Origin of the sequence: Paenimyroides ummariense (assembly GCF_900115115.1) — a bacterium.
GTDB classification, from domain to species: domain Bacteria; phylum Bacteroidota; class Bacteroidia; order Flavobacteriales; family Flavobacteriaceae; genus Flavobacterium; species Flavobacterium ummariense.
Genome location: NZ_FOVI01000035.1, coordinates 1 through 21107 on the forward strand (window position 1 = coordinate 1; position 21107 = coordinate 21107).

20 protein-coding genes and 1 tRNA gene are annotated in these 21107 nt (G+C 34.5%); 6 read left to right on the forward strand and 15 right to left on the reverse strand.

Annotated features, from left to right (window positions below):
* Window positions 1-8: 8 nt before the first annotated feature.
* The 5 genes from BM253_RS15585 to porX all read right to left on the reverse strand — a co-directional run bounded on the left by BM253_RS15585 (window position 9) and on the right by porX (window position 3808).
* Window positions 9-93: transfer RNA gene (locus BM253_RS15585), tRNA-Ser, on the reverse strand.
* 138 nt (window positions 94-231) lie between these two features.
* Window positions 232-612 (reverse strand): DUF4258 domain-containing protein, encoded by a 381-nt coding sequence (locus BM253_RS15590; protein ID WP_091526151.1) that lies wholly within the window; start codon window positions 610-612, stop codon window positions 232-234.
* A 37-nt stretch (window positions 613-649) separates the two neighbouring features.
* Window positions 650-1846 carry an alanine dehydrogenase gene (locus BM253_RS15595; protein WP_091526153.1) on the reverse strand — a complete coding sequence of 399 codons (1197 nt, stop codon included), beginning with the start codon at window positions 1844-1846 and terminating at the stop codon, window positions 650-652.
* 2 nt (window positions 1847-1848) lie between these two features.
* Complete coding sequence (gene tsaE, locus BM253_RS15600) at window positions 1849-2253, reverse strand: tRNA (adenosine(37)-N6)-threonylcarbamoyltransferase complex ATPase subunit type 1 TsaE (protein WP_091526155.1); 405 nt, start codon at window positions 2251-2253, stop codon at window positions 1849-1851.
* A gap of 1 nt (window position 2254) precedes the next feature.
* A complete protein-coding gene (porX, locus tag BM253_RS15605; RefSeq protein ID WP_091526157.1) occupies window positions 2255-3808 on the reverse strand; it encodes a T9SS response regulator signal transducer PorX in 1554 nt (517 codons plus the stop codon).
* A 209-nt stretch (window positions 3809-4017) separates the two neighbouring features.
* Here porX and BM253_RS15610 point away from each other — a divergent pair, with 209 nt between their 5' ends.
* From BM253_RS15610 to BM253_RS15625, 4 genes are all read left to right on the forward strand, one after another.
* Window positions 4018-5013 (forward strand): glycosyltransferase family 2 protein, encoded by a 996-nt coding sequence (locus tag BM253_RS15610; protein ID WP_091526159.1) that lies wholly within the window; start codon window positions 4018-4020, stop codon window positions 5011-5013.
* On the forward strand, window positions 5013-5600 hold the full coding sequence (gene coaE / locus BM253_RS15615) for a dephospho-CoA kinase (protein WP_091526160.1): 588 nt from the start codon (window positions 5013-5015) through the stop codon (window positions 5598-5600). The genes BM253_RS15610 and coaE overlap by 1 nt, the downstream gene beginning before the upstream one ends.
* A gap of 78 nt (window positions 5601-5678) precedes the next feature.
* Complete coding sequence (locus tag BM253_RS15620; RefSeq protein ID WP_091526162.1) at window positions 5679-7274, forward strand: sensor histidine kinase; 1596 nt, start codon at window positions 5679-5681, stop codon at window positions 7272-7274.
* Between the two features lie 30 nt (window positions 7275-7304).
* Window positions 7305-8018: a response regulator transcription factor gene (locus BM253_RS15625; RefSeq protein ID WP_091526164.1), complete on the forward strand. Its 714-nt coding sequence runs from the start codon at window positions 7305-7307 to the stop codon at window positions 8016-8018.
* A gap of 121 nt (window positions 8019-8139) precedes the next feature.
* Here the strand turns inward: BM253_RS15625 and BM253_RS15630 are convergent, their stop codons facing one another.
* The 9 genes from BM253_RS15630 to BM253_RS15670 all read right to left on the reverse strand — a co-directional run bounded on the left by BM253_RS15630 (window position 8140) and on the right by BM253_RS15670 (window position 18338).
* A complete protein-coding gene (locus tag BM253_RS15630) occupies window positions 8140-9936 on the reverse strand; it encodes an acyl-CoA dehydrogenase family protein (RefSeq protein ID WP_091526166.1) in 1797 nt (598 codons plus the stop codon).
* 47 nt (window positions 9937-9983) lie between these two features.
* Window positions 9984-10346, reverse strand: coding sequence for a four helix bundle protein (locus BM253_RS15635; RefSeq protein WP_091526168.1), 363 nt, complete (start codon window positions 10344-10346; stop codon window positions 9984-9986).
* A 40-nt stretch (window positions 10347-10386) separates the two neighbouring features.
* A complete protein-coding gene (locus tag BM253_RS15640; RefSeq protein ID WP_091526171.1) occupies window positions 10387-11571 on the reverse strand; it encodes an acetyl-CoA C-acyltransferase in 1185 nt (394 codons plus the stop codon).
* 52 nt (window positions 11572-11623) lie between these two features.
* A complete protein-coding gene (locus tag BM253_RS15645; RefSeq protein WP_091526173.1) occupies window positions 11624-11980 on the reverse strand; it encodes a four helix bundle protein in 357 nt (118 codons plus the stop codon).
* A 90-nt stretch (window positions 11981-12070) separates the two neighbouring features.
* Window positions 12071-14461, reverse strand: coding sequence for a 3-hydroxyacyl-CoA dehydrogenase/enoyl-CoA hydratase family protein (locus BM253_RS15650; RefSeq protein ID WP_091526175.1), 2391 nt, complete (start codon window positions 14459-14461; stop codon window positions 12071-12073).
* 21 nt (window positions 14462-14482) lie between these two features.
* Window positions 14483-14911, reverse strand: a complete 429-nt coding sequence (locus tag BM253_RS15655) for a MarR family winged helix-turn-helix transcriptional regulator (RefSeq protein WP_091526177.1) — start codon at window positions 14909-14911, stop codon at window positions 14483-14485.
* Between the two features lie 104 nt (window positions 14912-15015).
* Window positions 15016-16788: an AMP-dependent synthetase/ligase gene (locus tag BM253_RS15660; RefSeq protein ID WP_091526179.1), complete on the reverse strand. Its 1773-nt coding sequence runs from the start codon at window positions 16786-16788 to the stop codon at window positions 15016-15018.
* Window positions 16789-16860: 72 nt separating this feature from the next.
* Entirely contained in the window at window positions 16861-17322 is a 462-nt protein-coding gene (locus BM253_RS15665) for a hypothetical protein (RefSeq protein ID WP_143095689.1), read from the reverse strand.
* Window positions 17322-18338 carry a M28 family metallopeptidase gene (locus BM253_RS15670; protein WP_091526183.1) on the reverse strand — a complete coding sequence of 339 codons (1017 nt, stop codon included), beginning with the start codon at window positions 18336-18338 and terminating at the stop codon, window positions 17322-17324. The genes BM253_RS15665 and BM253_RS15670 overlap by 1 nt, the downstream gene beginning before the upstream one ends.
* A 79-nt stretch (window positions 18339-18417) precedes the next feature.
* Here BM253_RS15670 and BM253_RS15675 point away from each other — a divergent pair, with 79 nt between their 5' ends.
* Window positions 18418-19221, forward strand: a complete 804-nt coding sequence (locus tag BM253_RS15675) for an SDR family oxidoreductase (protein ID WP_091526185.1) — start codon at window positions 18418-18420, stop codon at window positions 19219-19221.
* Between the two features lie 82 nt (window positions 19222-19303).
* The gene (fsa, locus tag BM253_RS15680; protein ID WP_091526187.1) at window positions 19304-19960 is read left to right on the forward strand and encodes a fructose-6-phosphate aldolase; all 657 of its coding nucleotides are present in this window, start codon (window positions 19304-19306) and stop codon (window positions 19958-19960) included.
* A gap of 22 nt (window positions 19961-19982) precedes the next feature.
* Here fsa and meaB read toward each other — a convergent pair whose 3' ends face one another.
* Complete coding sequence (meaB, locus tag BM253_RS15685; RefSeq protein ID WP_091526189.1) at window positions 19983-21086, reverse strand: methylmalonyl Co-A mutase-associated GTPase MeaB; 1104 nt, start codon at window positions 21084-21086, stop codon at window positions 19983-19985.
* Between the last annotated feature and the right edge of the window lie 21 nt (window positions 21087-21107).

Sequence of the window (21107 nt, forward strand, 5' to 3'; positions counted from 1 at the left end):
ATAATTCGCGGAGAAAGAGGGATTCGAACCCCCGGACCTGTTACAGTCAACAGTTTTCAAGACTGCCGCATTCGACCACTCTGCCATTTCTCCTTGGTCTTACAATTAATGTTCTTTCGTTCCTTAATTGTGATGCAAATATAGAGCGAATTTCCTATTCTGCAAGGGCTTTTGTAACTTTTTTTTTAATTTTTTTATAACTGTTTCATAATCAGAAATAAAAAAATTAAATTATTTTTTTGTCGGATAAACGTCTTTTATCATTACTTTTTCCGAGTAATTAATCATTTCTACCGTAATGGCTTCTTTTTTAGTATTTTGTCCTTCAATAACGTATAATTTACCTCCTTCTTCAAAAACATTGCTCTTATCAAAATCAACATCGCCATGTGTCAAACACATTTTAATATCGTTCATATTAACCAAAGCATCATTAAAACTAACCTGAGCTTTATCTGAAATGGTCAAAGGTTTTGAACGTAAATCTTTTAAAACCCTGCAATTTGGCAAATAACAAAAATCGGTATCCTTTGCATCAAAAAAATAATAAACAATAATTCCTCCGATCAATAATCCTAATAAATAGTAAGCAAAACGCTGCGAAAACTTCATGAAAAATAATTTTGGGCAAAAATACAACTATTATTAGTTATAGAAATATTAAATTAAGGTCTTTAAAATTTAAATTGAACCATTTTGCAATAGCTTCGTTAACAAGAATGCCTTTGTACATATAAATTCCCGAACGTATTGTATTGTCGTAACTTATCGCATCATCAATAGAACCATTTTCGGTTAAATCTAACAAATAAGGCGATATAATGTTACTGATAGCCAATGAAGCTGTTTTTGAATATTTTGCCGTAATATTTGGTACGCCGTAATGTATAACGCCGTATTTTGTAATGACAGGGTTTTCGTGTGTAGTAACTTCTGATGTTTCAAAACAACCGCCATTATCAATACAAACATCAATAATTACCGATCCGGGTTTCATGCGTTGCACCATTTCTTCTGAAACAACAATAGGGGAGCGGTTGCAACCTTTTATGGCGCCAATAGCTACATCGCAACGCATTAATGCTTTGATTAAAACGCGTTCTTGTATGGTTGATGTAAATATTTGGGTTGGCAACGATTTTTGCAGACGTTTTAGTTTATGGATGTTATTATCGAACACTTTTACGTTTACACCCAATGCCAATGCGGTTCGTACAGCAGCTTCGCCTACTAAACCGGCACCAATGATAACGACTTCGGTTGGTGGTACGCCGGTAATATTTCCAAAAAGTAGTCCTTTACCTCCGTTCATACTGCACATATAATCGCTGGCAATTTGTATAGATGCGATACCCGCAATTTCGCTTATTGCATGTAGAAAAGGGTACGCACCGTAACGATCTTTTATAAATTCGTAACACATTGCGGTAATCTTTTTCTTTTCTAATGCTTCAAAGTATTCCTTTTTTTGGGTTTTAAGTTGTAAAGCCGAAAAAAGATACGTCTTCGGTTTCATTAACTTAATTTCGTCAACCGTTGGTGGTTCTACCTTTAAAATAATAGGGCAGCTAAAAACTTTTTCTTTATCGTGCGTTATAGTCGCACCGGCTTCACTATATTTTTTATCATCGTAACTGGCTTGTGTACCCGCACCCGCTTCAATCAATACTTTATGCCCGGCTTTTACCAGCATATTTACCGATTCAGGTGTAAGACAGATTCTTTTTTCGATCTTAAAATCTTCTTTTGGAATACCAATAAAAAGTTGCCCGCGTTTTTTACGGATTTCTAATTTTTCCTCTTGCGGAATTAATTGCGATTTTGAAAAAGGACTTGTTATATCCATAATTAAACAAAATTTAATTCACGTGTATGTTCGTCAACAATGGTGATTGATACGGTGTGTACGTTTTCTGGTAAAATATTCTGAGCCATTTCGGGCCATTCTACAAAGCACCAGGCATTTTCGTCAAAATATTCGTCTAAACCCATATCGTAAGCTTCTTCTTCGTTTTTTAATCGATACAAATCAAAATGATACACCTTATCGTTCGTTCCTAAATATTCGTTCACAATTGAAAAAGTAGGACTACTTGCCATTTCGTTTACGCCTAATTCATTAGCCAATTCTTTAATTAAAGTGGTTTTGCCGGCACCCATTTGCGCATTAAACAGCCATGTTTTATGTGTACTGATTTGTATCAGTTTACTGGCAACATCGGCTAAATCGTTAATAGAATAAGTAATTGTCATTTTATTTTTTAGGCGTTAAAGTTATAAGCGGAACAATCATTTCTTCTAACGAAATACCGCCGTGCTGATACGTGTTTTTAAAATAACTTACGTAATAATTATAGTTGTTAATATACGCTAAAAAGTAATCGCTTTTTGCAAAAATGTACGAACTGCTCATATTAATTGCCGGCAGTTGGACTTTTTTAGGATCTTTAACCACATACACATCTTTTGGCTCGTAGGTTAACGATTTTCCTGTTTTGTATCGAAGGTTTAAACTGGTGTTTTTATCGCCAATTACCTGCGACGGATTTTTACAGTTTATGGTTCCGTGATCTGTAGTAATGATTAGCTTGAAACCTGCTGCCTGTGCCTGTTGAATAATCTCTAACAAAGGCGAGTTTTTAAACCAGCTTTGGGTTAGTGATCGATAGGCTTTATCGGTTGATGCTAATTCTTTAATAACTTCCATTTCGGTTTTGGCATGCGAAATCATATCAACAAAATTATAAACCAAAGCAATTAATTTATTGTTTTTCATTGATTTAAAATTCTCTGCAAGCTTTTTACCGTCTTTTAAATTAGTTATTTTATGGTATTCGTGTTTAATGTTTAATCGCAAACGTTTTAATTGATCTTCTAAAAATTCCGCTTCAAAAAGATTTTTGCCGCCATCATCTACATCATTTTTCCAATATTGTGGCAGCTGTTTTTCCATTTGTAGCGGCGTTAAGCCTGAAAAAATAGCGTTTCTGGCGTATTGTGTTGCTGTGGGAAGTATCGAATAATAATAATCTTCTCTGTCAACTTTATAATGTTGGTTTACAATGCCTTCAAAAGCTTTCCACTGATCGTATCGTAAATTATCAATTACCACAAAAAGCACGTTCTCTTCGCCTCGTAATTCAGGAACAACTTTTCGTACAAACAGTTTATGAGAGAAAAGTGGCGCTTCATCATCGTTATTAATCCAGTCTTCGTAATTTTTCTCTACAAATTTTCCGAATTGAATGTTCGCTTCTTCCTTTTGTTTTTCAAGGATTTCAGCTACATTTTGATCTTCAATCGTCTCCAATTGCAATTCCCAAAAAATCAATCTTTTGTATAAATCTGCCCATTCCTGATGCGAATTTGCCTGCATCATATCCATTGCAATTTTTCTAAATTCTTTCTGATAATCCAATGATGTTTTCTCTGAAACCAATCTAGAATGATCCAAATTCTTCTTTAAACTCAACAAAATCTGGTTTGGATTTACCGGTTTAATCAAATAATCGGCAATTTTAGATCCAATTGCTTCATCCATTATAAATTCTTCCTCACTTTTGGTAATCATTATAATAGGAGTGGTCGATTTTTTTTCCTTTAATTCTGCCAAAGTTTCCAAACCGGTAATTCCAGGCATATTTTCGTCTAAAAAAACAGCATCGAAATTTTCTTCGTCAAATAAATCAATGGCATCTTGCCCATTGGTGGCAGTTGTAACTTTGTAACCTTTCTTTTCTAAAAAAAGTACGTGTGGTTTTAACAAGTCAATTTCATCGTCAACCCACAATATTTTTATTTCGTTCATAGCAATAATATTTTACCTGTTAAAAAAAACAGGTATTCGAATTTTAAATTTAGTAAAAAGTAAATACAATTTTCTTAAAATATTAATAAGAAAATTTAAAACCTTATTTATTACAAAAATGATATAAATATTTTGTTTTTTAGATACTTTTGTATGTTTTATTAATTAAAATAACAGCAATTAAGTTGTTATATTAACTACGTTTTTAAATGTATTTTTCTTTTATAATACCTGTTTACAACCGCCCAGATGAAATTGACGAATTATTGCAAAGTCTGGTTCATCAAACTTATAATAATGATTTTGAGATTGTTGTGGTTGAAGATGGTTCTACGGTTAGCTGCAAAGATGTTGTAAATAAGTATATTAACCAGCTTAATGTTTCGTATTACTTTAAGGAAAATTCAGGACCAGGCGATTCGCGAAATTATGGAATGACGGTTGCAAAAGGCGATTATTTCATCATTTTAGATTCAGATTGTATCATTCCTGAAAATTATCTGACTGAAGTTGAAAAATTCCTGACTGATAATAATGTGGATTGTTTTGGCGGACCAGATGCGGCACACGATTCTTTTTCTGATGTTCAGAAAGCAATCAATCAAACCATGACATCGGTTTTAACAACAGGCGGCATTCGAGGAGCAAGTGAAAAATTAGGAAAATTTCAACCACGGAGTTTTAATATGGGAATTTCAAAAGAAGCATTTGAAGCATCGGGCGGTTTTGGAAAAATTCATCCGGGCGAAGATCCCGATTTATCGATCCGTTTATGGAAAATGAATTACACAACAGCTTTAATTCCAAATGCACATGTTTTCCACAAACGCAGGATCGATTGGGAAAAATTCTACAAACAGGTTAATAAATTTGGAAAAGCACGTCCAATTTTAAATAAACGATACCCCGAATACAGTAAAATTACGTATTGGTTTCCTGCAGTTTTTATGGTTGGCTTTTATATTTCGCTTTTATTTTTGATAGCCGGTATTAATGCGTTTTTTTACTGCTATGCCTTGTATTTCCTAGCTCTTTTTATAGAAACTTTAGTTAAAACAAAAAGCCTTAAAATATCTTTTTTAACAATAATTGCAACTTTTATTCAGTTTTTTGGATATGGGGCAGGGTTTTTGTACAGCTATTTTTTGTTAAATATTAAGAAACAAGATCCACAAATAGCAATGCCCGAAATGTTTTTTAAATAATGATGAAAATAATTGGAGTTACAGGCGGAATTGGCAGTGGCAAAACAACCATTATCAATTATATTAAAGAGAAAGGTTTTGCAGTTTATATAGCTGATGATGCGGGGAAGAAAGTGATGCAGAAACCTGAAATTATTCAACAAATAAATGAATTATTTAACAAGGAAGTTCTTTTGGAAGATGGTTTTTTGGATCGATCTAAAATAGCATCGCTTGTTTTTACAGATAATGATAAGTTGCAGCAACTAAACAATATTGTGCATCCGGCTGTCGGGTTAGATTTTGAAGAATTTAAAAAGGAAAATTCTAATGAAAAAGTAATTTTTAAGGAAACAGCTGTTTTGTTTGAATCAGGTTCATATAAAAAATGCGATGCGACCATTTTGATAACAGCTCCGTTAGAAATTCGTATCCAAAGAGTAATGCAGCGTGATAATATAACGAAAGAGCAGGTAGAAAGCAGGATTAAAAACCAACTGTCTGACGATGAAAAAGCTGCATTGGCGACTTATATTGTTGAAAATATTGATTTAAAACAAGCTTTTAAGAGTATTGACGATATTATAACAAAAATTTTAATTAATTAGGTTTGATGTTAACTTTAGGTTAAAAGCATTATTTTTAACTGTTAAAATGTTAAATTTGAACATATTTTTAATGACAGAATGAATAAATACAGATTTCAGTTTTTAGTTGTTTTAATGAGCTTGGCACTGTTAGGAATAACTTTAATACAGCTTTACTGGATTAGCACAACATACGAAAACAACGATATTCAGTTTCAACACATGGTAAACCAATCTATTGGAAAGGTTGCCGATAAATTAAAAGAAAAGGAACGATATGAGTTTAATAAAAAGTTTTACGAGTATCAAACAAAAACAGGTAAAGTTCCTGACAAAAAAGCCATAAAAGAGATTTTTTATATTGAAAAAGATAATAGAACTAATCAGGAAATAGTATATTCTAACATTATTTCTGTTGAAAATATAAAGGATTTTAATTTTGGTAAAACGTTCATTGACAGTGCAAGCGGTTCAAAAAAAGATTATAAAAACTACATAAGCAGCCGTAAAACCGAAGTTTATCATGGTAAATCAAAATCAATAGATGGCTTAGATTCTGATATACATCGTTCGTTGAGTACAAATAATCAGCCAGACGAAGTTATTCAGAAAGAAGGTGTTTTAGATTTTTATTATAATGACATCGTTTCAACTTATCCTATAGAAGAGCGGTTAGATAATAAAGTGTTACAAGCGTTGCTTAAACAGGAATTAACCAACAGAAAATTAGCTACTAATTTTGAATACGCTGTTTTTAATAATAGTTTGGGAACGCCTATAAAGTCGGGTAATTTTGTTTTTAATGAAAAGAATACTTATTCGGTTCCAATTTTAACCGATTTAGAAAATCATTCAAAATACCAGCTTTATATCAGTTTTCCACAGAAATCTAAGTTCTTGTTTTCAGATTTACTGCCATTCATCTTAATATCGTTATTATTTACGGTGGTAATTATTGCAGCGTATTACAGTGCAATCCGTCAGTTAATCACGCAACGACAAATTTCTGAAATTAAAAACGATTTCATTAATAATATGACGCACGAGTTTAAAACACCTATTGCAACGATAAACCTTGCGTTAGATGCCATTAAAAACCCGAAAATCATAAGCGATGAAGACAAGGTTTTAAGATACATTCAAATGATTCGTGACGAAAATAAACGCATGCACGCGCAAATTGAAAATATCTTAAGAATATCGAAATTAGAAAAGAAAGAGCTGGATATTCCGAAAGAAAAAGTAGAATTAACCGAAGTGTTAGAGGTTGCAATTGATCACGTTTCGCTGTTAATTGAAGACCGTGAAGGTAAATTAAACACACACTTTAACACCACAAGAGACACGGTTTTAATTAATCCAACGCATTTTACCAGCGTTTTTGTAAATATTTTAGACAATGCCATTAAATATTCACCAAACGCACCTATAATTGATATATATACAGAGAATATTAAAGATACAATTGTAGTTAAAATTAAAGATCAAGGAAGTGGTATGAGTAAAACTGCCACAAAGAAAATATTCGATAAATTCTATCGCGAACATACCGGCGATTTGCACAATGTAAAAGGTCACGGTTTAGGTTTGGCTTATGTAAAGCAAATCGTAGATGACCACAACGCACAGGTTTATGTAGAAAGCGAAAAAGGTAAGGGAAGTACCTTTATAATAAAAATCCCGTTAATAAATTAATAGTTAAACGAACAACAAATAGATAATACAATGGAAGTAAGCAACAAAAAGATTTTATTGGTAGAAGATGATCCTAACTTCGGGTCGATCTTAAAAGATTATTTAACAATGAACGATTTCGATGTTACTCTTGCCAAAAATGGTATGGAAGGATTCGAAAAATTCAAAAAAGATACATTTGATTTATGTATTTTAGACGTGATGATGCCTTATAAGGACGGGTTTACATTAGCGCGTGAAATCAGAGATAAAAATAAAGAAATTCCTATTATATTCTTAACGGCTAAAACAATGAAAGAAGATGTTTTAAAAGGATATAAAGTAGGTGCAGACGATTATTTGAACAAACCGTTTGATTCTGAAGTGCTGTTAATGAAGATTAAAGCTATTATGCAGCGTAAATCGTCTGAAGTTAAGGCAGAGAACACTAAATTCGAATTCCAGATTGGTAAATTCAATTTAAATTCAAAACTTCGTTTCTTAACTTTTGAAAACGACGAGCCAATTAAATTGTCACCAAAAGAAAACGAATTATTAAAAATGTTGGCACTTTACGAAAATGATTTAATGCCGCGTGAAGTTGCTTTAACAAAAATTTGGAGAGATGATAATTACTTCACTTCAAGAAGTATGGACGTTTACATTGCCAAATTAAGAAAATACCTAAAAGCCGATGAAAATGTTGAAATCTTAAACATTCATGGTGAAGGTTTCCGTTTGGTAATTAAAAATAAAGATAAATAGTAAAAAAAGCTTGAGAAATTTCTCAAGCTTTTTTGAGAATATTTATTTTGGAAAGTAACTTATATCTCATAAAAAAGCCGTTTCAAATTTTGAAACGGCTTTTTTGTAATCTTTAATAACCTTAAAAACTATATTTATTATCGGCAATTACTTTAGTTGCAATAATTTCTTTTAGTTCAATCACATTCGGTTGATTGTTGTATTTTGTAAAACGACGTAAGCCCATCAACATCATACGTTGCTCGTCTTCTTGTGCAAAAGAAACAATACCTTCTTTACCTTTAGTGTAAATAATATCTACCGCTTGGTATAAGTACAGTTTTGCCATTGCAATTTGTTCTTTAGCGTTTGCTTCACCAATATTTTTAACTAATTTTTCAGTACGTAAAATACCAGATTCTGCCATGTAAATTTCAATAAGCATGTCTGATGCAGCCATTAATAATTGTTGGTGTTGATCTAAATCGGTTCCGTATTTTTGTACTGCCGATCCTGCAACCATTAAAAAAGCTTTTTTCAGTTTTGCAATCAATGCTTTTTCCTCTGAAAATAATTCAGAATAATCTGGTGTTGAAAAATCGGGAATTCCCATTAATTCTTCGCCTACTTTCATTGCTGGTCCTAATAAATCAACATGACCTTTCATTGCTTTTTTAATCAACATGCCAACTGTCAACATTCGGTTAATTTCGTTCGTTCCTTCGTAAATTCTTGAAATACGGGCATCTCTCCAAGCACTTTCCATTGGCGTATCTTCAGAAAAGCCCATTCCTCCAAAAATCTGAATTCCTTCATCTGCACAATGCTGAACATCTTCAGAAACAGCAACTTTTAAAATAGAACATTCAATAGCAAATTCTTCCACACCTTTTAATTCAGCTTCTTGATGTGAGTTTCCTTCAGCCAAACGTGCATTGATTCTGTTTTCGATATCACCAGCTGCGCGATAAGCTGCCGATTCACCAATATAAGCATTTGTAGCGGTTTCGGCAATTTTAGATCGAATTGCACCAAAATTAGCAATAGGTGTTTTAAACTGCACACGTTCGTTGGCATAGTTTACCGATTGTGTAATTAATCGGCGTTGCGAATCTAAACAGGCAGCTGCCAACTTAATTCTACCCACGTTTAATGAGTTCATTGCAATTTTAAAACCTTCGCCGCGACCACCCAACATATTTTCTACAGGAACAACCGTATCGTTAAAAAATACCTGACGTGTAGAACTTGCACGGATTCCCAATTTATGCTCTTCTTCGCCCAAAGTAATTCCGTTTGAATTTGAAGGATCGTATTCCACAATAAAACCGGTGATATTTTTATCGTCTTCAATTCGAGCAAAAACAATCATTAAATGACAAAAACCCGCGTTTGAAATCCACATTTTTTGTCCGTTTATTTTGTAAGATTTACCATCGGCACTTAGTTCGGCTTTTGTTTTTCCTGAATTAGCATCAGATCCAGCACCTGGTTCGGTTAAACAGTATGATCCAAACCATTCGCCAGAAGCCAATTTAGGAACGTATTTTTGCTTTTGTTCTTCGGTTCCATATAAAGTAATTGGCATGGTTCCGATTCCGGTATGTGCGCCAAAAGCTGTTGAGAAAGAACCGGTTGCTCCCGAAATATAATCGCAGGTTAACATGGTTGATACAAAGCCCATTCCTAATCCACCGTATTCTTCGGGAACTGCAACACCTAAAAAGCCTAATTCGCCGGCTTCGCGCATGCATTCTTCGGTAAACTTATAATCTTTTTTCTCGAAACGATCTTTGTTTGCCCAAATTTTACGATCGACAAATTCCTTTACCGAATCGCGCATCATTTTTTGTTCTTCCGAAAAATCTTCCGGTGTAAATATATTTTCTGCCAAGGTCTCTTTTACCAAGAATTGACCGCCTCTTGTGATGTTTTCCATTGTTTACGTTTTTTTGAGAGAAAAGAAAATAGAATATAGATGATAGACTATTTCAAATTGTTTTGAAAAGCCATTGTCATGCGTTGAAATTCTTCTATTTTATTTTCGAGTTGATTAAAAAGCTCTTGATTGATATAATTTCTATGTTTTGCAATATGTAATTGTGTAAGTAATTCAAAAGATGATCCTAATGAAACATCTAGAAAATGACTAAAAGATTTATCTGTTCTCGCAGAACCTTCTGCAATATTCGATGGGATTGAAATAGAACAACGACTAATTTGTGAATTAAGGCTGTATTTTTCATGTGTAGGAAAATTTAATAGAATATCAGAGATGTTATTAGCTATCTCCAATGCCAATTGCCAAATCTTTAAATTCTTGTAATTATGTCTCTTTCCTACACTCATAACAATCTATTATCTCTTCTCTATGTTCTATTTTCTCAAATTAAAGCAATTCATAAATCCCTGCTGTTCCTTGTCCGGTTCCAACACACATGGTTACCATTCCGTATTTGTTTCCACGACGTTTCATTTCATCGAATAATTGAACAGATAGTTTTGCTCCAGTACAACCTAATGGGTGGCCTAATGCGATAGCTCCGCCGTTAACGTTGATGATTTCAGGGTTTAGATCTAATTCGCGAATTACAGCTAATGATTGAGCTGCAAAGGCTTCGTTTAGTTCGATCAATTCGATATCGTTTTGTTGTAAACCTGCTTGTTTTAATGCTTTTGGAATCGCTTTTACAGGACCAATTCCCATAATGCGTGGTTCAACTCCAGCCGATGCAAAAGTTACCAATCGGGCAATTGGTTCTAGGTTTAATTCCTTTACCATTTCTTCCGACATGACTAAAACAAATGCAGCTCCATCGGACATTTGAGAGGAATTTCCTGCGGTAACAGATCCATCGGCAGCAAAAACTGGTTTTAACTTTGCTAATGCTTCTACACTTGTTCCTGCACGCGGACCTTCATCTTTTGTTACTACATACGATTTTGTTTCTTTTTTACCTTTATCATTAATAAAAGTATCTTCAACGGTGATTGGTACAATTTGGTTAACGAATTTATCTTCAGCCTGTGCTTTTAAAGCTTTCATGTGCGATTCAAACGAAAACTGATCCTGATCTTCACGCGAAACATTAAACTGCTTTGCAACAGCTTCGGCAGTTAAGCCCATTCCCCAATAATAATCTTCGTGACCGGCTGCGGTAACTTTATAATCTGGCGTTGCGCGGTAACCACCCATTGGAATAAAACTCATAGATTCGGCACCACCTGCAATGATACAATCTGCCATTCCAGACTGAATTTTTGCCGTTGCCATACCAATAGTTTCAATTCCCGATGCACAATAACGGTTAACGGTAACTCCAGGAACATCGGTAATTTTTAACCCCATTAATGAGATTAATCGAGCCATGTTTAAACCTTGCTCGGCTTCGGGCATGGCGTTCCCAACCATTACGTCATCGATACGTTTTTTATCTAACTGTGGCACTTCATTCATCATAAACTCGATGGTTTCTGCCGCCAATTCATCGGGTCTTTTAAAACGGAACAATCCTTTTGGTGCTTTACCAACGGCTGTTCTGTAAGCTTTTACTATATATGCTGTTTTGCTCATTGTATATTGTATTTTTTAATGTATAATGTATATTGTATTGTTGTAAAATGTACTATTTGTTTTCCAAAGATGATTGTAGTTTTATAATCATATTTTGAATATGTTGAATTTCAGATTCTAATACTGTAAATTGCTCATTAGTTAAATAACCTATATTTTTAGATATAATGATTTGAGTTTCAAATTCAAAACAAGACCCTAATGAAATTCCTAAAAAGTTGCTGAAATCTTTATTTGTTTTTCTTCCGCAACCTTCTGCAATATTTGAAGGAATAGAAATTACACATCTTCTGATTTGAGAAACTAAACCAAAAAGCTCATCTTTTGGAAATTCTTTGGTTAATAAATAAGTTTCAGTAACCAATTCAATTGCCTTTTGCCAAACTTTTAATTCTTTAAAGTAATTCATCTTTATTTTTGTATCTTGTATATTAGAAAAAAAGTTACAACTTTAATGGTTCATTATACAATATACAAACCACATTATACAGTTTAACTTCTAGTTTCTCAACGGTTTCCCCTTAGTTAACATAAACTGAATTCTTTCTAAGGTTTTGCGTTCGGTACATAAACTTAAAAAGGCTTCACGTTCCAGATCTAATAAATATTGTTCGGATACCAATGTAGGTTCAGATAAATCGCCACCTGCCATTACGTAAGCAAGTTTATTGGCAATTTTTTTATCGTGGTCAGAAATATAATTTCCTGCTGTCATTCCGTCTGTTCCAACCAAGAAAGCACCCAATGCCTGTTTACCCAAAACCAAAATATCTTTGCGTTTAACAGGTTGTGTATAACCGGCTTCAGCCATTAACAATGCGTGTTTTTTAGCTTCGGCAATTTGTCGGTCTTTATTAACCACAACAATATCTTTGGTTGGTAAAAGCACCCCATTATCAAATCCTTCGTAAGCCGATGTTGCTACTTTTGCAGTACCGACAGTTAAGAAATATTCCTGAAGGATGTTCAGTTTAACATCATTCTTTTTAAATTGATCTGCAGCACGTAACGTCATTTCTTTAGATCCACCACCGCCAGGAATCACACCTACACCAAATTCAACCAAACCAATATAGGTTTCTGCTGCTGCAACGGCTTTGTCTGAATGCATTACCAATTCGCAACCGCCACCAAGGGTCATTCCATGTGGAGCTGCAATTACCGGAATACCCGAATAGCGAATGCGCATCATGGTGTCTTGGAACGATTGTATGGCAAAATTTAATTCATCGTATTCTTGTTCAACCGCCATCATGAAAATCATTCCCAAATTAGCTCCGACCGAGAAGTTTGCTGCCTGATTTCCAATAACCAAACCAATATATTCTTTTTCGGCAAGATCGATAGCTTTATTGATTCCGCTGATGACACCACCACCAATCGAATTCATTTTTGAATGAAATTCCAGATTTAAAATTCCATCACCTAAATCAAACAAAGTAGAATCGGAGTTGCCCCAAACTTTTTTGGTATCGCGAATGTTGTTTAAAATGATGAACGCATCTTGTCCCGGAATTTTCTTTTGAGATTTTGAATCGATATCATAATAATAGGTAGCACCTTCTTTTACGGTATAGAAAGATTTGTTACCCGATGCCAACATTTCATTTACCCATTCAGCAACATTTTCGCCGTTTTGTTTTATCAATTCGATTCCTTTTTCAACACCAACAGCATCCCAGATTTGAAAAGGTCCGTGTTCCCAGCCAAAACCGGCTTTCATGGCATCGTCTATCTTATATAAATCGTCAGTAATTTCGGGTACGCGGTTAGAAACATACGCAAACAATCCCGCAAAAGATTTACGGTAAAATTCGCCCGCTTTGTCTTTGCCGTTCACTAAAACCTTGAATCGATCAATTACATTATCAATGGTTTTGGTTAGTTCTAATGTTTGGAAGGATGCTTTTTTGTTTGGTCGATATTCCAAGGTATTCAAGTCAAGTGAAAGAATATCTTTATCAACTTTTTTATAGAAACCTTGTTTTGTTTTGCTGCCCAACCATTTATTTTCCATCATGTGGTTGATGAAATTGGGAAGTTTAAACAATTCGTGTGCTTCATCGTTCGGAACATTTTCGTACAAACCATTGGCAACATGCACCAAAGTATCCAAACCAACCACATCTACCGTACGGAAAGTTGCCGATTTTGGTCTGCCAATCACCGGACCGGTTAATTTATCGACTTCTTCAATGGTCATATCCATTTCTTTTACCAAATGAAACAGACTCATGATGCCGTAAATACCAATGCGGTTTCCAATAAATGCCGGAGTATCTTTAGCTACAACCGATGTTTTTCCCAAGAATTTTTCGCCGTAATTGTTTAAGAACGATAAGACTTCGGGTTTGGTTTTTGGTCCGGGAATGATTTCGAATAGTTTTAAGTATCGAACCGGATTAAAAAAGTGGGTTCCGCAGAAATGTTCCTGAAAATCTTCGCTTCTGCCTTCGCTCATAAAATGAATCGGAATTCCGGAAGTGTTAGATGTGATTAAAGTTCCCGGTTTGCGGTATTTTTCAATTTGTTCGTAAACTGCCTTTTTAATATCCAAACGTTCCACAACAACTTCAATAATCCAATCAACATCTTTAATTTTTGGAAGATCGTCTGTTGTGTTTCCTGTCGAAATTCGGTCGGCAAATTTTTTGTCGTAAATAGGCGAAGGGTTCGATTTTAAGGCAGTTGCCAGATTATCGTTCACCATACGGTTTCTTACCACTTTATCGTTAAGCGTAAGACCTTTTTTTTCTTCGGCTTCGGTAAGCTGGTTTGGAACAATATCCAAAAGCAGTACCTGAACGCCAATGTTTGCAAAATGACAGGCGATGCCCGAACCCATGATTCCGGAACCAATAACAGCCACTTTCTTTATTAATCTATTCATAATTATATGAAGTTTGGTTTCTTAAAATTTCTTTTTTGTTACAATGATGTTCTGAATTTTCTCTGACATCTCTATAAAGTTATCAATCTCTTGTTGTGAAAAGGTTTCTAAAAGTTTATTATTAAAATTGATTACCGTTTGTTTTGATAGTCCGCGTTTTTCGACACCTAGCGGAGTTAAATAGATATTTACGCCACGGCCGTCTTTCGGATTTTTCTTTTTTGTAATTAATCCTTTTTCTTCCATTGTTTTTAAGGTACGCGTTAAGCTTGTTGGTTCCATGCCCAAGCGCGGAGCCAAAGCTGTAGAAGGCGTTCCTTCTTTATCTATGTTTAATAAAGCGTACCCAAGCGCCATGCTTGCACCATATTGCGAAGCTTCTTCGTTATACATACGGGCAATGGCCTGCCAGGTATTTTTTATTACAGAATCTAACGTTTTATTTTTCATGATTTTATTTAGTTATACCAAATATAATAAAAAAATAGTATGCATGCATACTATTTTAAATTTAAATTTTCGTTAAAAGGATATTTTATTGTTATTTCTTCGATTTAAGAATACATTTTATCATACAAATCTTTATACTTTTCTAAAATAACTTTACGTTTTAGTTTTAGGGTTGGCGTTAATTCACCAGAATCAATTGCCCAAATATTTGGTGTAAGTGCAAACTTTTTAATTTGTTCCCATTTACCAAACTGCGGATTGATTAAATCTATTTCTTTTTGAAGGCGTTCTATAACCAATTCGTTTTTAACGACTTCATCTAACGAAAAACCTACATTAACTTTGTTGCGGTTTGCCCATTCTTTAATAAAATCGAAATTAGGCTGAATCAAGGCTGCAGGCATTTTTTGTCCTTCTCCCACCACCATGATCTGTTCAATAAAACGAGATTGTTTCATTGCATTTTCAATCATTTGCGGCGCAACATATTTACCGCCACTTGTTTTAAACATTTCCTTTTTACGATCGGTAATAAATAAAAAGCCGTCGGCATCAACTACACCGATATCTCCTGTGTGAAACCATCCGTCAGCAAAAGCTTCTTTGGTTTTTTCTTCGTCTTTATAATATCCTTCTGCAATCGATGGTCCCTGACAAAGAATTTCCCCGTCTTCACCAATTTTAACGGTAACATTGCTTAAAACTCTACCTACCGATCCAATTTTCCAACCATTGTTTCGCTGGTCGTTTACAGAAATTACCGGAGAAGTTTCGGTTAAACCGTATCCTTCCATCACCGGAATATCGGCTCCACCAAAAATTCGAGCCAAACGTGGCGATAATGGGGCAGAACCCGATACCAGCAATTCTAAATTTCCACCCAAAGCAGCATGCCATTTAGAGAAAATCAGTTTGCGGGCAATTTTTAGTTTAAATTCATAAAAACCGCCGTTTGCACCATAAGGTTTAAAATCTTCAGCCAAACGCAATGCCCAAAAGAACAACGCTTTTTTAATACCCGAAAGTTCTGATCCTTTGGCATAAATTTTATCAAATACTTTCTCTAAAACCCTTGGTACAACTGTCATTACCTGTGGTTTAACTTCCTGCAGGTTATCGGAAATTTTCTCGATCGATTCAGCAAAATAAATCGATACACCCATATATTGGAACAGATACAATATCATTCGTTCAAAAATATGACAGCACGGCAGAAAACTCAATGCAGTGTAACTTCCTCTATCAAACGGAACACGCTCTGATGAACCTAAAACATTGCTAATAATATTGTTATGCGTTAGCAAAACACCTTTTGGCGTACCTGTAGTTCCTGATGTATAAATGATCGACGCTAAATCGTCTGGAGTTACATTGGCTTTCGCAGCTTCCACATCGGCATCGTTCAAAGCATCTTTACCAGCAGTAATAATATCTTTCCAATTGGCGCAACCCGGAATTTCATCGAACGAATAAATGCCTCGTAGCTTAGGAATATTGAATTTTACTTTATCTAACTTGTCTAAAATAACCTTATCGGAAACAAAAACATACACACTTTCTGAATGCTTTATAATGTATTCGTAATCGTGTTCTGAAATGGTAGGATAAATGGGCACTGTAACCGCTCCGGTCTGTAAAATACCAATGTCCATAATATTCCATTCGGTTCTGTTTGTAGAGGTTATCAGGGCAATTTTATCGCCTTTTTTAACACCCATGGCAAGTAATGCTTTTGAAACATAATTTGCTTGTTCAATATATTCCTGAATGCTTGTTGATTTCCAAACGCCGTTGTATTTTGTTGTAAATGCCTTTTGCAACGGATAATTTTGCAACTGGTAATAAGGAATATCGAATAATCTACCTATTTGAGACATATTTTTCAGATTTTTAATTACTGCATTTGCAAAATATTGTTTTTTTGTGAAAAATGCAAGTTATATTATTGTTTATTTTTGATTTACAGGTGCTTCTTTTAGCTTTTGAATACCTTCTTGATATATTGTTGCCGACGGTATTTCTTTGTTTTCGTCTGCCGTATTGATTAATTGTCCGTCTTTGAAAAAGTAATCGGCATAACGCAATAATTTGTTGGCGTTGTTGGCGTCGGTTTCTTCAATAATACAGGCAATCAGTTCGTTATTCTTGTAATAAAATACTTTTTGCAATGTGTATTTATCGAAAACGGTATAAATTATTGAAAAAAGATTATTGTCTGGCAATACATAATACGAAAGGTCATACGTTGAACCATTGGCTGCTGTTCCCGGTTTGTTGATAGGATCGAACCATTCGTTTTGCGATGTGGATTGTATATAGTTTTGAATCGATTTAATTTCGGCATCGTTATTTTGTGCAAAAACCGATGTTGTCAAAAACAAACATATCATTGTTAGAAAAATCTTTTTCATTATTGTTTTAGTTTAATTCTATCCTCTCTGTTAGCTATTTCCCAGGCAGTTACAAAAATTAATTGGGTACGTTTTAGCATGTCATCGAAGTTGATTTTATCAACAGTATCTGTTGGTTTATGATAATCTGCGTGTTCGCCACTGTAATAAAAAATTACCGGAATGTTGAACTTCGCAAAATTATAATGATCTGATCGATAATAAATCATTTCCGGATGTTTGTCATCATTATACGTATAATCTAAAACCAAATTGGTGTATTTTTTATTCATGGCTTCGGATACATTGTGCAATTCGGTGCTTAACTTATCGCTTCCCACCAAATAAATATAGTCTTTTTTATTTTTATCATAATTGAAATCTCTGCGACCAATCATATCCACATTTAAATCGGCAACAATATTTTCTAACGGAATAATTTTAGAATTCACAAAAAAGCGTGATCCGTGCAAACCATATTCTTCGCCCGTACAATGTAGAAAAACGATCGATCTTTTTGGTCCGTTACCATTTTTCTCGGCGATTTTAAACATACGTGCCATTTCTAACAAAGCAGTCGTTCCTGTTCCGTTATCATCGGCACCATTGTAAATTTCGTCGTTCGTGATACCAACATGGTCATAATGCGCAGAAATTACCAAATATTCGTCGGGTTTTTCGCTACCTTTTATATAAGCAACCACGTTTTCGCTGTCGTTTAACTTTGGACTGAACATTCTTTTCATAGCTTCGCTTGGAACAAACTGAAAATAATCATCTGTTCCCGGCAAGGCATCAATTCCTAAATTTTTGTAGATGTTACGCAGGTAATTTGCCGCCATTTTTTGTCCGGCTTCACCCGTTTTTCTGCCTTCCATTTCATCGCCGGCAATGATAGAAAGATGTTTTATCAGTTCATCTTTCGATAGATTTTCCATCATTTCCTTTACACGGTCTTTTTGTTTTTGGGCATAGATAAATCCCGAATTTATTGATGTAAAGGCAACAAACAGAAAAATTTTATTTTTAAATTTCATTCGTATCATTTTAGTTTTCCAAGTACTAAAAATACTAATTTTTACGATTGCTATTGTATATTTGTTGAAAATATTAAAAATGAGCAAAGTTGTATTGATTACCGGCGGATCATCGGGCATTGGCAAAACGGTCGGAAATTTTTTACTAAACAAAGGTTATACGGTTTACGGAAGCAGTAGAAACCCTGAAAATGTTGTAGATAGTAAATTTCCGTTGGTTGCTATTGATGTTCGAAACAATGAATCGATACAAAGTGCGGTTGCCGAAATTATTGCAAAAGAAGGCAGAATTGATGTGCTGATTAACAACGCCGGAGTAGGAATTACCGGACCAATTGAGGAAATTCCGTTAGATGAAATTCATAATAATTTTCATACAAATGTTTTTGGACCAATTGAAGTTATGAAAGCGGTTTTACCTCAAATGCGCCAACAAAAATCAGGCTTGATTATTAATGTAACATCGATTGCTGGTTATATGGGCTTGCCTTACCGCGGAATTTATTCGGCATCGAAAGGAGCTTTGGAATTGATTACCGAATCAATACGAATGGAAGTAAAACCATTTAATATACAAGTTACAAACGTAGCTCCGGGCGATTTTGCTACAGATATTGCAGCTCGCCGTTTTCATGCACCGGTTTTAGATCAATCACCATACAAAGAAATTTACAGTCAGCAGCTTGCTACAATTAATGAGCATGTAAATGATGGGGGAGATCCAATAGAAATGGCAAAAGCGATTGATGAAATTATTCAGACAAAAAATCCAAAAGTTCATTACAAAGTAGGTGCTTTTATGCAGAAATTTTCTATCTTTCTAAAAAAGATTTTGCCTGATACGGTTTACGAAAAAATGCTGATGAATCATTATAAAATTTAGTAATTTATTTGCCACAGATTCACAGATTTTTAGTAACTTTTAATTGTTTAAAATCTTTACAAATAATTAAAACAACAACACAATGAAATTTTTTATAGATACAGCAAACCTTGAACAAATTAAAGAAGCACAGGCTTTAGGCGTTTTAGACGGCGTTACAACAAATCCTTCGTTAATGGCAAAAGAAGGCATCACTGGTAAAAACAATATTTTAAAGCATTATGTTGATATATGTGCTATTGTTGACGGTGATGTAAGTGCCGAAGTTATTGCGACCGATTATGAGGGAATGATTAAGGAAGGTGAAGAGTTGGCGGAATTACACGAGCAGATTGTAGTGAAAATTCCAATGACACAAGACGGAATTAAAGCCTGCAAATATTTTTCTGATAAAGGCATTAAAACCAACGTAACATTAGTGTTTTCGGCTGGTCAAGCATTATTGGCTGCAAAAGCAGGTGCAACTTATGTATCACCTTTTATTGGTCGTTTAGATGATATTTCTACTGATGGTTTAAACCTAATCGATGAAATTAGAATGATTTATGACAATTATGCTTTCGAAACTCAGATTTTAGCAGCATCTGTGCGCCATACCATGCATATTGTTAATTGCGCTAAAATTGGTGCCGACGTAATGACAGGTCCGCTAAGTTCTATTTTAGGATTATTGAAACATCCGTTAACCGATTCAGGTTTGGAACAGTTTTTAGCAGATTACGCTAAAGGGAATAAATAAGAAACATAAAAGCACTTAATTATTAAGTGCTTTTATTCATTTTATTATACAATTCCAACAACTCATTTGCGGCTGTAAACGGAGATTTTTCATTATTCTGTACCGCATTTTCTGCATTTTGTAGTTGATCGTATATGGTTTGGTTTTGATAGAAGTTTGAAAGCAACTGTTCATTAACCGTTTCTTTTAACCAATAGGCGTTCTGATTTTTTCGGTTCGTTTCAAAATAACCATTTTCTTTGGTTAACGAAAAATACTTCTCTAACAATTGCCAAACGTCTTCAATTCCTTGATTGTAAAAAGCACTTGCCAATAAAACTTTCGGCTGCCATTTAGAATCTTTCAAAGGAAATAAATGCAAGGCACGGTTAATGTCTAATTTGGCATTATTGGCGCGTTTTAAATTATCGCCATCGGCTTTGTTAATAATCACTGCATCTGCCATTTCCATAATTCCACGCTTAATTCCTTGTAATTCGTCACCAGCTCCGGCTAAATTTAATAGTAAAAAGAAATCGGTCATGCTGTGAACAGCTGTTTCACTTTGTCCCACGCCGACGGTTTCAATCAAAATAGTATCAAATCCACAAGCTTCACACAAAATAATGCTTTCACGTGTTTTACGGGAAACACCTCCCAAACTTTCACCCGATGCCGACGGACGTATAAACGCATTTGCATTTTTAACCAAATCTTCCATTCGGGTTTTATCGCCCAAAATACTTCCTTTGCTAATGGTACTGCTGGGATCGACTGCTAAAACCGCTACTTTTTTCCCGATGGATGTAAGATACATTCCAAAAGCTTCAATAAAGGTACTTTTACCAACACCAGGCACGCCGGTTATACCAATTCGCACCGATTTGTTTGCATGCGGTAAGCAGGTTTGTATAATTTTATGGGCTTGTTCTTTATGTGTGGGATTAGTACTTTCAATAATCGTAATAGCTTTACTTAGTGACGGAATATCGCCTTGCAGAAGTTTCTCAATAAGCAAATCAATATTTAACGACTTTCTTCTGAAATTCTGAATGGTTCGAATGGAATCCTGATTCACATGATCGGGTTGCGAAATTCCATCAATTTCATGTAAAGATTTTTTATTCGGAAGTTTTTCGTTCGGCATAATGAATCGTTTCAACAAACT